The 12,764-nt window shown below is 67.0% G+C and carries 11 protein-coding genes; 1 reads left to right on the top strand and 10 read right to left on the bottom strand.

Annotation, left to right across the window (positions count from 1 at the left end):
* Positions 1-155: 155 nt before the first annotated feature.
* The 10 genes from O7R11_RS05900 to galE form a co-directional block, all read right to left on the bottom strand.
* On the bottom strand, positions 156-1,208 hold the full coding sequence (locus O7R11_RS05900; RefSeq protein ID WP_337996572.1) for an NAD-dependent epimerase/dehydratase family protein: 1,053 nt from the start codon (positions 1,206-1,208) through the stop codon (positions 156-158).
* Positions 1,205-2,152 carry an NAD-dependent epimerase/dehydratase family protein gene (locus tag O7R11_RS05895; protein ID WP_337996571.1) on the bottom strand — a complete coding sequence of 316 codons (948 nt, stop codon included), beginning with the start codon at positions 2,150-2,152 and terminating at the stop codon, positions 1,205-1,207. Before O7R11_RS05895 ends, O7R11_RS05900 begins: the two co-directional genes overlap by 4 nt.
* Before the next feature lie 12 nt (positions 2,153-2,164).
* Positions 2,165-3,106, bottom strand: a complete 942-nt coding sequence (locus O7R11_RS05890) for an NAD-dependent epimerase/dehydratase family protein (RefSeq protein ID WP_337996570.1) — start codon at positions 3,104-3,106, stop codon at positions 2,165-2,167.
* Positions 3,103-5,052 (bottom strand): asparagine synthase (glutamine-hydrolyzing), encoded by a 1,950-nt coding sequence (asnB, locus tag O7R11_RS05885; RefSeq protein WP_337996569.1) that lies wholly within the window; start codon positions 5,050-5,052, stop codon positions 3,103-3,105. Before asnB ends, O7R11_RS05890 begins: the two co-directional genes overlap by 4 nt.
* A 94-nt stretch (positions 5,053-5,146) precedes the next feature.
* Positions 5,147-6,244 (bottom strand): glycosyltransferase, encoded by a 1,098-nt coding sequence (locus O7R11_RS05880; protein WP_337996568.1) that lies wholly within the window; start codon positions 6,242-6,244, stop codon positions 5,147-5,149.
* Positions 6,245-6,335: 91 nt separating this feature from the next.
* Positions 6,336-7,571: a lipopolysaccharide biosynthesis protein gene (locus tag O7R11_RS05875; protein WP_337996567.1), complete on the bottom strand. Its 1,236-nt coding sequence runs from the start codon at positions 7,569-7,571 to the stop codon at positions 6,336-6,338.
* Entirely contained in the window at positions 7,568-8,644 is a 1,077-nt protein-coding gene (gene wecB, locus O7R11_RS05870; RefSeq protein ID WP_337996566.1) for a non-hydrolyzing UDP-N-acetylglucosamine 2-epimerase, read from the bottom strand. Before wecB ends, O7R11_RS05875 begins: the two co-directional genes overlap by 4 nt.
* Positions 8,645-8,671: 27 nt before the next feature.
* Positions 8,672-9,607 carry a Gfo/Idh/MocA family protein gene (locus tag O7R11_RS05865; RefSeq protein ID WP_337996565.1) on the bottom strand — a complete coding sequence of 312 codons (936 nt, stop codon included), beginning with the start codon at positions 9,605-9,607 and terminating at the stop codon, positions 8,672-8,674.
* Positions 9,608-9,650: 43 nt separating this feature from the next.
* Complete coding sequence (locus O7R11_RS05860; protein ID WP_337996564.1) at positions 9,651-10,313, bottom strand: MarR family transcriptional regulator; 663 nt, start codon at positions 10,311-10,313, stop codon at positions 9,651-9,653.
* A 98-nt stretch (positions 10,314-10,411) separates the two neighbouring features.
* Entirely contained in the window at positions 10,412-11,398 is a 987-nt protein-coding gene (gene galE, locus O7R11_RS05855; protein WP_337996563.1) for a UDP-glucose 4-epimerase GalE, read from the bottom strand.
* Between the two features lie 205 nt (positions 11,399-11,603).
* On the opposite strand from galE, the gene O7R11_RS05850 reads away from it, so the two are divergent.
* On the top strand, positions 11,604-12,659 hold the full coding sequence (locus tag O7R11_RS05850) for a diguanylate cyclase (protein ID WP_337996562.1): 1,056 nt from the start codon (positions 11,604-11,606) through the stop codon (positions 12,657-12,659).
* The last annotated feature ends 105 nt before the right edge of the window (positions 12,660-12,764 follow it).

Raw genomic sequence — 12,764 nt, 5'->3', positions numbered from 1 at the left:
ATCGCGATGATTTTTTGTTCTGCTTATGCACTGCCGCGGGTCTTCGCTGCGGGAACCCCCGCCCATATCTCGTAAGGACCGGCATCGCGCGTCACCACGGAGTTCGCGCCGATCACCGTGCCCTTTACGCCGGGCATGATCGCCCGGCAGCGTGGTTATACGCGCGCCATGTTGTAGGCGTGCTGCGCCATGCAGCGTTCGATCGTGGCGCGGTTGGCGCGGGTCCAGGCCACCGTTTTCTCGATACCCTCGCGCACCGAAACCTCGGCCGCAAAGCCGAGCTCCCGCCGCGATTTCTCGGTGGAGCCGAAGCGCTTGCCCGAATGGTCCCAGTCGCGCGCCGGGCGCAGGTCCACCGGCGTCGGGTTGCCGGTCGCCTGGTTGATCGTCGCCGCGAGGTCGCCGATGGTGGTCTCCACGCCGGAGGCGAGGTTGTAGACCTCGCCCGGCTTGCCGTTCCGGGCGCAGGCGATGAGGCCGCGCGCCATGTCCTCGACGAAGATGAAGTCGCGGCTGGCGTTGCCGCCGTTGTCGAGCGGCAGGGCCTCGCGGTTCAGCGCCTTCCAGATGAAGGTCGGGGTGACGTTGCGCCACACCGTGTGCACGGTGCCGCGCCACCGCCCCGCGCCGAGAATCTCCCGCGGGCCGAAGACGTTCTGGAAGCGCGCCTTGACCAGCGGCATGCCGTAACGGCCCCAGAAGTAGTTGCCGTAGAGTTCGCCGATCAGCTTGGAGATCGAATACGGGCTGTCGTGGTAGAGCGACACCGGCGCGTCCTCGGTCGTCGCCGTGGCGGTGCCGAAGGTCTTTTCCGCCACCGCGCAGCCCGCCGCGGCATAGACCACCTTCTTCAGGCTGCGGATGTCCTTCAGCCGGTCGAACAGCTTGAGGCTGGTCAGGGTGTTGTTCTCGTGGTCGGCGAAGGGATCGGCGATCGAGCTCTGGTTGCCGTGGTAGCAGGCGAGGTGCCAGGCGAAGTCCAGGTCCTCCGGCAGGGCGCGCAGGATACGGTCGTCGGTGATCGAACCGAGGACGAAGCGCACCCGCGGATCGTCGGGGACGTTGGAGATGTCGGACGACAGCAGGTTATCGACGATGACGATCTCGCGAGGGTCCTGCTCCAGAAGCTGCCGGACGAGGTTGCTGCCGACGAAACCGGCGCCCCCGACGACGAGAAGACGCGCATCGGCGAAGTTGGCCTGGGTCATGTCCGGTTTCCTTCGGCAGTCGGGGCGGAGAGGTGGCTGTAGACGTCGGTGACCCCATGGAGGTCGTACCAGGCGAGCATGCGGCCGATGGTCTCGGCGAAGCCGAAACGCGGCGTCCAGCCGAAGGCTTCCGTGGTGCGCACGGGGTCCAGCACCACGGCGGGCACGTCGTCGCCGCCCGGCGGCAGAACCGGCACCGGCTCGTCCAGGCTGACGCCGAGGTGCGCCACCACCACGTCGAAGATGTCCTTGATGGTGTGGCCCTCTCCGGTGGAGACGTTGAACACCCCGGTCGGCGCGCCTTCCGCCAGCGCCAGATCGATCAGGGAGAAGAAGTCCTCCATATCGAGGAAGTCGCGCACGGTGTCGGAGCAGAAGCACTTCTGCCCCGCCTTCAGCCGCTTGTAGAAGGTGGGGATCGGCCCGATGGCGAGGCGCGGCCCGGTGACGTTGGCCAGCCGCAGGGAAACCACCGGCAGGCCGCTCATCAGCAGGTACTGCTCGCCCGCGGTCTTGGAGATGCCGTAGCTGGTGAACGGCGCGGCCGGATGGTCCACCGGAATCGGCACCGTCCGCGGCCGCCCGTAGCACAGGGCGGTCTGGAAATTGACGAACCGCTTCACCGCGTGGCGGGCCGCCGCGGCGGCGACGTTGACCGTCCCGGCGACGTTGGTGGCGATGTCCTCGCGCCAGTCCGCCGGGTCCTTGTAGGCGGCGGCGCTGTGGATGACGTGGGTCGGACGGAAGCCGTCGAAGCAGCGGTCCACCAGGGCCGCATCGGCGATGCTGCCCTCGGCCACGGCCAGGCCCGCCGCCGGCGGCAGCGACGCGCGCTTGCCGGTGGCGAAGTTGTCCACGACCAGGATCTCGTGCCCGGCGGGGGCGAGCCGCTCCACTAGGTTGGAGCCGAGGCACCCCGCCCCGCCGGTGATCAGAATGCGCAACGCCGCTCTCCCTTACTTCTTGCCGGGTTCGTGCTTGAGGTGGGTATAGCCGCCGGAAACCCCGTAGGCACGGTAGTATTCCACCGCGGCGCGCACGGTTTCCTTCAACGGCGTGAAGCGGATATCGCCGAAGTCGGCGAAGGTGCGCGACGGGTCGAGCAGAATCGATGCGGTGTCGTCGGGGCCGAGGGGGCGGACCTCCGGCTCCGGATAGTCGTTGAGAATCATCGCCTCGACCACCGCATCGTAGAGGTCGATGATCGGCACGTCGGTGCCGGAGGAAAAGTGATAGGTGCCGTGCCCGGTGCCGTCGGCGGCGCGCACCGCCGCCCGCGCCAGGTCCTTGACGAAGACGAAATCGCGGCGCGCCGTGGTGACGAAGCAGCGCTTCCCCTCGGACAGGCGCTGGAAGAAGATCGGCAACGGGCCGGAGACGTTGCGCGGGCCGATGACGTTGGCGAGGCGGAAGGTCACGAAGTCGAGGCCGGAAAGCTCCAGGTAGTCCTCCGCCGCGGTCTTGGTGATGGCGTAGCTGCTGTTGCCCGGCAGCTTCGGATGGTCGAGGCGGATCGGCTGCTGCTGCGGCTTCAGGCCATAGCACAGGGCGGTCTGGAAGTAGACGAAGCGCCCCACCTTGTTGGCCTTCGCCGCCTGCACCACGTTGGCGCCGCCGACGACGTTGGTCAGGGCGTCGGAGTACCAGTCGTCCGGGTCCTTGTAGGACGCGGCGGTATGGATCAGGACGTCGGGCTTGAAGTCGCCGACCAGCCGGTCCACCAGCTCCTTGTCGGCGATGCTGCCCTCGACCGCGTGCAGGCGGTCCTGGGCGATCAGGTGCTCGCGGCGGCCGGTGGCGAAATTGTCGATCGCCATGACTTCGTCGCCGCGCGCGAGCAGAAACTCGGCGATATGGGACCCCACCTGGCCGAAGCCACCGGTAATGAACGCCTTCATTTGAAAACCACCTCTGTATCGACGACGGGATCGGCAAGCATCGCGCGGTAATCCGCCGCGCGGTCGTGAAAGATCTGATGCCACAATTCGAGGCTCAGCAAGCCCCAGGCCTTGCGCGAGAAGCGCCCCGCCTGGCCGAAGTTGGCCAGCACCGCATCGGCGTTGATGTAGGGGCGGGACTTTTCCTTCATGTTGCGGAAGATGTCCTCGACGTCGCCCTTCAATTCGCCGCCGAACCACTCCTTGAGCGGCACCGGGAAGCCCATCTTGTCGCGCCGGTGCGCGATCTCGCCGGGAAGGGTATCCTCGAAGGCGACCTTGAGCAGGCGCTTCATGTGGCCGCCCGCGAACTTGACGTCGGCGGGCACGGTCGCGGCGAACTCCACCAGCGGATGATCGAGGAAGGGCACCCGGCTTTCCAGCCCGTGCGCCATGCTCATCCGGTCTTCCACCTGCAACAGGGCGGGCAGCAGGCACTTGAAGTCGAAGTGGGTCATGCTGTCGAAATAGGCGCCCTTGCGCACGTTGGCGGGGTTCTTGAAGATCGTCTTGAAGTCCTCGACCACTTTGGCGCGGTCGAGCGCGGACCACTCCACCTCGTCCTGCATGTCGGCGGAACGATCGACCAGGCGCAGATACCGCTCGTCCAGGGAATCGAACAGCCCCTCGCTCCAGAACTGCTTGATCAGCGGCTGGTATTCCCGCAACAGGCCGAGATTCGGAATGATCGACTCGATGGTGACGACGAAGTTGCCGTTCCGGTAGGTGCCGTTGATCGCGGCGCTGATGCACTGCTCGAAATAGGCGAGCAGATAGCGCGCGTAGCCGCCGAATATCTCGTCGCCGCCCTGGCCGCCGAGGACCACCTTGACCCGCTCGGCGGCGAGCTTGGAAACCATGAACTGCGGGAACGACCCCGGCCCGGCGACCGGGAAGTCGAGGTGGCGGATGACGTCGCGGATATGGCGGCGGAAGTCCTCCGCGGTGATGTCGATGACCTGCAGTTCCGCGCCCGCGCGCTCCGTGGCGCATGCGGCGTATGCGCTTTCGTCGTAGCCGGGGAATTCGGTGAACTTGCCGTGGAAGCCGAGGTTCGCCGCGGCCCCGGTGCGCCCGGCGAGAATCGCCAGCAGGCTGGAATCGATGCCGCCCGAAACGTAGGACCCCACCGGCACGTCGCTGCGCAGGTGCAGGGCGAGGGACTCCTCGACCAGTTCCACCAGGCGGTTCTCGAAATAGCGCGGGCTGTGGTCGAAATCGATGTCGTAGCTGACGTCCCAATAGCGCCAGACGGTGAGCTTGCCGTTCTCGACCTTGAGCGCATGGCCGGGCAGGAGCTGGCGGATGCCCTTGAACAGGGTCTGCTCGCCGATGGTGTACTGGAAGACCAGATACTGCGCCAGGGCGTCGGCGTCGGTGCCGATGTCGGGCAGGAAGGGCAGCAGCGCCTTGGCCTCGGAGGCGAAATAGAGAACCCCGTCCACCACGGCGTAATAGAACGGCTTGATGCCGAAGCGATCGCGCGCGCAGAACAGGCGCCGCTTGCGCTCGTCCCAGATGGCGAAGGCGAACATGCCGCGCAAATCGCGCATGCAGTCCTCGCCGTGCGCCTCGTAGGCGGCGAGGATGCACTCGGTGTCGGAGCGGGAGCGGAACGCCCAGCCGCTTTCGGCGAACTGCGCACGCAGCTCCACGTGGTTGTAGACCTCGCCGTTGAAGACGATGGTGGCGCCGTTGGGCGCGCTCATCGGCTGCGCCGCCGCCTCGGTCAGGTCGATGATGGCGAGACGCCGGTGCACGAAACCCGCGGCATTCCCCGGCGCGATCCAGGCGCCGCGCCCGTCGGGGCCGCGATGCGCGATCAGACGCTCCTGCGCCGCCAGCACGGCGGCGGGCCGTTCCGGCGACCGGCCGGAGAGCGTGGCGAAACCCGCGATACCGCACATGGTCGTTCTTTTCCTTCCTGTCTTCCCGGAGCCCTTGCGGGCTGTCCGGTTTTATAATCCGGCGCGTCCGGTCGTTACAACGTTTGCCGCCGCCTCACACCACATCCGCCAGGAGATCGGCCAGGCGTCCGAGCAGGTGCGCATAGGTCAGTTGCCCCATCGCCACGTCGTAGGCGGCATCCGTCAGGCGTGCGCAATAGGCGTCGTCGCGCAACTTGCGCACCACCTCGTCGGCGTTGGAAAAATCCTTTTCCAGCGGAATGTAGTGCTCGTCCGGCTGGAAATAATCATTGTAGCGGCCGGTGAAGAGAATCTGCACGGTCTTGCACGCCGCCGCCTCGACCTGGCGGCCGCTGATGATGCGCATCGGCACCATCGGACCCTCGTAGACGTCGAAGAATTTCGCCTTGATCTCCGGCCACGTCGCCTCCGGGCGCGCCTTCTGGAAAGCGTTGACGCGGTAGCGCGTTTCATCGGTCAGTTCGAAGAACTCGCTGCCGGATTCGGTGCCGAGCTGGCCGCGGCAGCGGTTGAGGAACGCGGCGTAGCCCTTGGCGTCGAAACGGTCCTTGTGCTCCAGGGAGATGTCCACCCGCAGGCCGTACTCCGCCGCGCGCGCATTGAAGAAGTCCGCGATTTCCGGTTTCTCGTTGTTGCCCATGTAGAGCGGCGCCTCGTAGGCGCGGAAGCCGATGTCGATGTCGCGCCCGGCCAGCGGCGTCACCGGATAGAAGGTATCCGTATCGAGGCCGGTATTGGGGATGCAGGCGACGGTGCAGCCCAGCGCCTTGCGGTACATCTCGAGCACGCGCTCGTCGTTGCTCTGCGACAGCAGCAGGGAAATCCCCAGGCGGCGGCAGAAGGCGATCTTCTCCGGCATCAGCTTGTATTCGTTGCCGATGAAATAGGCCTTGGGCTGCGGGCAGCGCGACACCACCCAAAGCAGCAACCGCCGGAGATTCTGCTGGTTGGAGAAGCAGGAGTGCATGACGACGATGGCCTCGAACCCGCCCTTCATCAGGGTGGACACCACCTCCGCCTTGCCCGCCCAGCCCCGCCCGGCCAGATTGATCGGCACGCAGGAAAAGCGCGGGCTTTCCAGAAACGCCTTGGGCCAGCCGTGCTGATAGCTCAACGTGGTGTTGCTGCGGTCGGCCCAGAAGAGCAGGGCAATGCGGATCGGCCGGGTCATGATCCCCCTCCCAGTCTCCGGGCGCGGCTGCCGGGCCGAATCGGCGCAAGAGCCGCAACCCCTTGATATGACTTCGAGCTTCCACGCAAAATCATGCCCTCTCCCTTCGGGTTTCAAAGCGGTACCGCGCGCAAAGATTGGCCACGTGCAACAGGCCGAGCGCCGTCGTCGCGATGATTCGCGCCGTGGTCATCCCGGCGATGCCGTCGCGGGCGAGATAGAGGTAGAGCCCCGCCTGAAGCAAGGGAAACCCGATGTTCGGCGCATACAGGAAGAATTTCTGTTTGGTGGCCAGAAGCATATGTCCGAGAAGGCCGATCGGCCCGGTCAACGCCATGCACAGCCACAACCATTTCCCGTATTCCGCCGCATGCGCGTAGCGTTCCGAGAACAGCCAACGCACGACGGTCGGCAGCAGAAAGACCCCTGCGACCCCCAGGACCACCATGCCGGCGTACAGCAACCAGAAGGAATGCCGCAGGGTTCGCCAGGACTCAACGACGCTGACGGAGCGATAGATTGTCGGCGCAGCCGCCTGAATAATCACCGAGAACACTGTCTTCAACTGCTCGGGAAACTGCATGGCGATGGCGAAGGCCGCCACCTCCGCCGCCGAGGCGTAGTGGTTGAGAATCACCATATCCAGTGACAGCAGGCTGTTGAACACCAGCGCCGCCGTAGCGTGGTTTCCATAACGCAGGATCGCGGGGTCGATATCGCGGTTTTTCCGCCGCATCGCAGCACGGGTCAGAATCACCGCGTTCACCGCCGCCTGTGCTGCCATGTAGGCGGCGAGAATCGGCCACAGATGCCCAAGGCCGAGGAGGGCTCCGCCCGCCACCGCGGCAAGGTTGAGCATCGCAATCGCGCCGCGCCCCAAGGCCTGTTCGACGAAGCGCGCCTTGCCGTTGACCCAGGCCTGCCAGATGTCGGCGACGTTGTAGAAGGGAAAGACCACCGCCGCCACCACCAGCGCGGCGGCAATGCCGGAGGACCCGCCGCCGGTGTTGCCGTAATAGACCGCCGCTCCGGCCAGCGCCAGGCTGCCCACGCCGCTCGCCAGCATCTTGCCGCGCAACAACGGAATCAGGCTGCCGTCGCGGTTCTGCGCCGCCGCCATGGTCGCGGCCTGCGCCGTGCCGAGCAGGCAGAAGGTGGAAACGAAGCTGATCACCGAAAGGACGGTGCGGAACTCGCCGTAGGTCTCGACCGGCAGAAACCGCGCCCACACCGTGGTGGTGGCGAGGCCGCAGGCCATGGCGAAGGCCTGCGACATCGCCAGCGGCCCGATGCTGCGGGTGATCCATGCGATGCGGCCTGGGTTCATGCCCCGTCTCCGCCACGGGCCGCCAGGACCGCGGCGATCTTTTCCGCGGCATGGCCGTCGCCATAGGCCCGCAGGGGCCGGGCGGGCGGGCGGGACTGCGCCTCCACCGCGGCGACGATATCCTCGGCGCGGCCCCAGGCCAGGCGGTTCCACCCGGATTCCACGGTTTCCACCCACTCGGTTTCCGGCCGCAGGGTGACGCACGGCGTCCCGGCGAAGCAGGCCTCCTTCTGCACGCCGCCGGAATCGGTCATCACCAGGCCCGCGGCATGCAGCAGCGCCAGCATGTCGAGATACCCCAGAGGCTCCACCGTGCGCACGTTGCCCGGCACCTCCAGGCCGAAGGCGCGGATGCGGGCCAGAGTGCGCGGATGCGCCGGAAACACCACCGGCAGGGCAAGCCGCGCGAACGCCACGAAGATCTCGGAAAGGACCTTCGGCTCATCGACGTTGTAGGGGCGGTGCAGGGTGGCCAGCAGGAAGCGCTGCCCGGAGAGGCCGAGATCGTCGAGAACCCGCGACGACTCCCGCGCCGCCGGGGCGAAGCGCAACAGCGCGTCGTACATGGTGTCGCCCACCAGATGCACGCCGTTGCGCAGGTTTTCCGACGCCAGGTTGGCCACCGCCGTTTGCGTCGGACAGAACAAAAGGTCGGCGCAGTGGTCGGTGAGGACGCGGTTGATCTCCTCCGGCATGGTGCGGTTGAACGACCGCAGCCCCGCCTCGACATGGGCGATGGGCACGCCCAGCTTCGCCGCCGCCAGGCCCCCGGCGAGGGTGGAGTTGGTGTCGCCGTAGACCAGCATCAGGTCGGGTTTGCGCTCCAGCAGCAGGTCCTCGATCGCCACCAGCATCGCGCCGGTCTGCCGCCCGTGGGCGCCGGAGCCGATGCCGAGGTTGACCGACGGCTCGGGAATGCCGAGCTCGCGGAAGAAGATCTCCGACATCCGGTCGTCGTAGTGCTGGCCGGTGTGCACCAGGCTTTCGCGCACCCCGGCGTCGCGCAGGGCGAAGCAGAGAGGCGCGGCCTTGATGAACTGCGGACGGGCGCCCAGGACGGTCATCACATGCATGCGGAATCCCCCTCGCGCACGGTCCGGTCAGCCCTTCGCCGCGACGGCGGCGAGCGGGTGGTAATCCCCCGCCAGTCCGAGCGGCGCGGCGGTGCGGATGTCGTGCACCGCCTCGATCGAGGCCCGCGATTCCTGAATGCCGAAGCCGCCCCCCGCCAGGATGTCGCGGTAGGATTCGGTGTGCAGGTTGGTGAACCCTTCGGAAAACTCCAGCTCCTCGCCTTCGATCAGGATCGAGCGGTAGGTGCGCTTGCCCGCCGCCTTGGCGGCTTCCGGCAGGTGGTCCTGGTTGATCGACAGGAACCAGCGCACCCGCGCCCGCTCATAGGTGAGGAAGCCGCTCGCCGCATCGGTCTGCAACACGTGGACGCGGCTGTCCAGGCGCTTGCCGAACACCCAGGCCAGCATGTCGAAGAAGTGCACGCCGATGTTGGTGGCGACGCCGCCCGACTTCGCGATGTCGCCCTTCCAGCTGGTGTAATACCAGTTGCCGCGCGAGGTGAGATAGGTGAGGTCCACATCGAACACCTTGCCCGCGGGCGCCTCGGCGACGCGGCGGCGCAACTCCCGGATCGCCGGGTGCAGGCGCAGTTGCAGGATGTTGAAGACGCGGTGGCCGCTTTCCGCCTCGATCTCGGCGATGCCGTCGATGTTCCACGGGTTGAGCACCAGCGGCTTTTCGCAGATCGCGTCGGCCCCGGCGCGCAGGGCGAAACGCATGTGCGCGTCGTGCAGATAGTTGGGCGAGCAGATCGCCACGTAATCGATGCCGGCGCCGCGGCGGCGCTGCTTGTCGATGTGGCGGTCGAAGCGTTCGAACTCGACGAAGAAGTGCGCATCGGGGAAGAAGCTGTCGATGATCCCCACCGAATCGTTCGGATCGAGCGCCGCAACCAGGCGGTTGCCGGTATCCTTGATCGCCGTCATGTGGCGCGGCGCGATGTATCCCGCGGCGCCGATCATGGCAAAATTCAAAGGGCTGGCCTGCTTTCCTGACATTTTCAAATCACTCCGCCTGGTTCTTCGGCTTGCGGTTATCGCTTTCCGGACCCTTTTCCGCCTCCGCATCGCCGCGCCGGATGCGCAACAGCGGCGGCGCGAAAACCCGCCCCGGACCCAGGGCCGCGCAGGCGCGGTCGAAGGCTTCCTGCGGGTCGCGGGTTTCGGCGACGATGACGGCGTCCGCATCGGGCAGCTCCTCGAAGGAGCGGACCACCGGGACGCCCTGCAGGCGCTCCTTGTTGGTGGCGCGGTCCAGAACCGCGACCACCTCGATGCCGCTGTCCTGCTGCGACAGCATCAGGATTTCCATCAGCTCGCCGCCGCCGATCACCACGATGCGGCGCGCGCCGCCCCGGTGCAGAACCCCCAGCAGTTCGTCGAACTGGGTGCGCGCCTTGCGGAAGAAATGCAGCGAAAATTCCAGGTAGTCGGCGACGAGGCGCGCCTTTTCGCGGAAGCCCTTGGGCGTGACGTAATAGACGTAGCGCTTGCGCGGCGCCGCCTTGACCTTGACGAAGCCCTTGTTGACGGCGCGCTTGAGCAGCGCGTTGACCAGGCCGATCGACACCATCATGCGCCTGGACAGCGACATCTGGGTGATCTCCTCGCCCCCTTCCAGGGCGGCGAGAAGGTCGAGTTCGGCCTGGGTTCGGGTTTCGTCGGACATGCCACACCGTGCAAAGGTTCCGCGCGGCAGGATACTGCCGACGGCAGTATCGTTCAAGCCATGAAATTCATGCCGTGAATGAAAGGTGGCGGGACGGCTCAGCCGCCGCTGCGGCGGCCGGATTCCCAGGCCAGCGCGGAGCGGATCATGGTTTCGAGGTCGGGGTGTTTCGGCCGCCAGCCGAGCACGCGGCCGATCTTCGCCGGGTCGGCGACGAGATAGGGCGGGTCGCCGGGGCGGCGCGGCCCGACGCTCGCCGCCAGGGGGCGGCCGATCACCGCCTCCACCGCGGCGATCACCTCGCGCACCGAATAGCCCTTGCCGATGCCGCAGTTGACGACCAGGTTCCCGCCGGTGTTTTCCAGGTAGGCGAGCGCCCGCACATGCGCCTCCGCCAGGTCGGAAACGTGCAGGTAGTCGCGCACGCAGGTGCCGTCCGGGGTCGGGTAGTCGTCGCCGTAGATCTGCATCGCCGGGCGTTTGCCCTGCGCCGTCTGGCAGGCGATCTTCAAAAGGTGGGTGGCGTTGGGGCCGCCCTGGCCGGAGCGTCCCGCCGCGTCGGCCCCGGCGACGTTGAAATAGCGCAGCGCGGCATAGGCAAAGCCGTGCGCCGCCGCCGCGTCGGCGAGCATGCGCTCGGTCATCAGCTTGCTCCAGCCGTAGGGGCTGGTGGGGCGCAGGGGCGCGGTTTCCGCCGCCATGCCGCCGTCGATCGCGCCATAGACCGCCGCCGAGGAGGAAAACACGAAGCGCGGCACCCCCGCCGCGGCGCACGCCTCGATCAGGGTCAGGCTGCCCGCCACGTTGTTGCGGTAGTAGGGCAGCGGCTTTTCCATGGATTCGGTGACGATGATCGACCCGGCGAAATGCATCACCGCCTCGGGACGCACCGCGGCCAGCGCCGTGCCGATGAAGGCGCGGTCGCCGACATCGCCCTCGAGGAACCGTGCCTCCGGCGGCAGATTCTCCCGCTCGCCGGTGGACAGGTCGTCCACCACCGCCACGTCGTGCCCGGCCTCCAGCGCGGCATAGACCACGTGGCTGCCGATATAGCCCGCACCGCCCGTCACCAGAACTCGCGCCACCTTGAATTTCCCCTCTGAAACAGCCGCTTTGCGTTCCTACCCTCTCCGCCCGCGCCACGCAAGGCGGGACTTCCCATCGGCGGCGGGGCGGACGGCGGAGGGGGAGAGGCGCGGCTTGCCAAGCGGCAATCCGGACGCGTATTCTCCCTGCACCGGGTAAACGCCCGGTGTGCCGGCCGAAAGGGAACGCATGATAGTGCACGGTGTGTCCAGGCTGCTCCCGGGGTGCGAACTGGAATCGATCCTCGATTCCCTGCCGCTCGCCGTCTTCCTGAAGAGCCGCGATCTCGGGTACACTTGGTGCAACCGCCGCTTCGAAGAGATATGCGGCTGCCTGCGCACCGACCTGCCGGAAAGGCTGGCGTTCGAGGGGTTGAAGGGGCCGGAGGCGGACAAGGCACGGGAGAGCGATCTCGCGGTCCTGAACTCCGGCGAGCACCGCATCTACGACGCGCGGATAAGCTGCCCCTGCGGCATGAGCATCGACGCCCGCTTCTTGAAGATTCCGGCGATCAATCGCGCGGGCGACATCGTCGGCATCATCGGCGTCGCCATCGACCTTACCGGTGACCGCGAGGCCGAGCGCAAGCTCCTGCACAATCTCGACTACATGGCGGAGGAAAACGCGCGGCTGGAACGCATCGCAAGCGACCTGCAAACCTCGCTCGCCTTCTCCGAGGACAACGCCGCGCAACTCGCCGAACTCGCCGAGCAGATCGACAGCCAGAAGCAGAGCATCGCCGAACAGAACGAGCAGATCCGCCGCCTGATGTACCGCGACGACAACACCGGCCTGCACAACCGGCGCTATTTTTTCGACACCGCGCCGCTGATGCTGTCGCAACCGGCCGATCCGGCGCGGCCCGGCCTTCTGGCGATCGCCGACATCGACTTCTTCAAAAGCATCAACGACCGTTTCGGCCACGCCGCGGGCGACGCGGCGCTGCGCAGTTTCGCCCAGGTGGCCGCCGACGCCCTGCCGGAAACCGCGCTGTTCTGCCGCGTCGGCGGCGAGGAATTCGCCATCCTCACCGCGCCGATGAGCATTCCCGAGGCGGAAGCCCTGCTCAACCGCCTGCGCGAGACGATCGGCGCCCACCATCTGCACCTCGGCCCGGAGTCGAACCTCAACTTCACCATCAGCATCGGCGCGACGCCGCTGTGCGCCGGGGGCAACCTGGACGAACTTCTGCACGCCGCCGACAACGCGCTCTACATGGCGAAGCGCGGCGGACGCGACCGCGTCGTCGTCGGGGCCTGAACCCGCGCCGGACCGGCACAATCCGGCACGAAAGATCGTGACAATCCCACCGGCACAAACGCCGGGCGGGGCCGCCGGAAATCCGGCGGCCCCGCCCGGGGGGTT

It is taken from the genome of Oleispirillum naphthae, assembly GCA_027864655.1.
In the GTDB taxonomy this organism is placed as follows: Bacteria; Pseudomonadota; Alphaproteobacteria; order Rhodospirillales; family Rhodospirillaceae; genus Oleispirillum; species Oleispirillum naphthae.
Note: the sequence above shows the minus strand (reverse complement) of the source record. Positions and strands in the feature narration are given on the sequence as shown.

Excerpts from the sequence above, each read along its gene's own strand:
- wecB (WP_337996566.1), bottom strand. The coding sequence starts at position 8,644 with ATGCATGTGATGACCGTCCTGGGCGCCCGTCCGCAGTTCATCAAGGCC.
- O7R11_RS05890 (WP_337996570.1), bottom strand. The coding sequence starts at position 3,106 with ATGAAGGCGTTCATTACCGGTGGCTTCGGCCAGGTGGGGTCCCATATC.
- O7R11_RS05860 (WP_337996564.1), bottom strand. The coding sequence starts at position 10,313 with ATGTCCGACGAAACCCGAACCCAGGCCGAACTCGACCTTCTCGCCGCC.
- O7R11_RS05875 (WP_337996567.1), bottom strand. The coding sequence starts at position 7,571 with ATGAACCCAGGCCGCATCGCATGGATCACCCGCAGCATCGGGCCGCTG.
- asnB (WP_337996569.1), bottom strand. The coding sequence starts at position 5,052 with ATGTGCGGTATCGCGGGTTTCGCCACGCTCTCCGGCCGGTCGCCGGAA.
- O7R11_RS05900 (WP_337996572.1), bottom strand. The coding sequence starts at position 1,208 with ATGACCCAGGCCAACTTCGCCGATGCGCGTCTTCTCGTCGTCGGGGGC.
- O7R11_RS05865 (WP_337996565.1), bottom strand. The coding sequence starts at position 9,607 with ATGATCGGCGCCGCGGGATACATCGCGCCGCGCCACATGACGGCGATC.
- O7R11_RS05880 (WP_337996568.1), bottom strand. The coding sequence starts at position 6,244 with ATGACCCGGCCGATCCGCATTGCCCTGCTCTTCTGGGCCGACCGCAGC.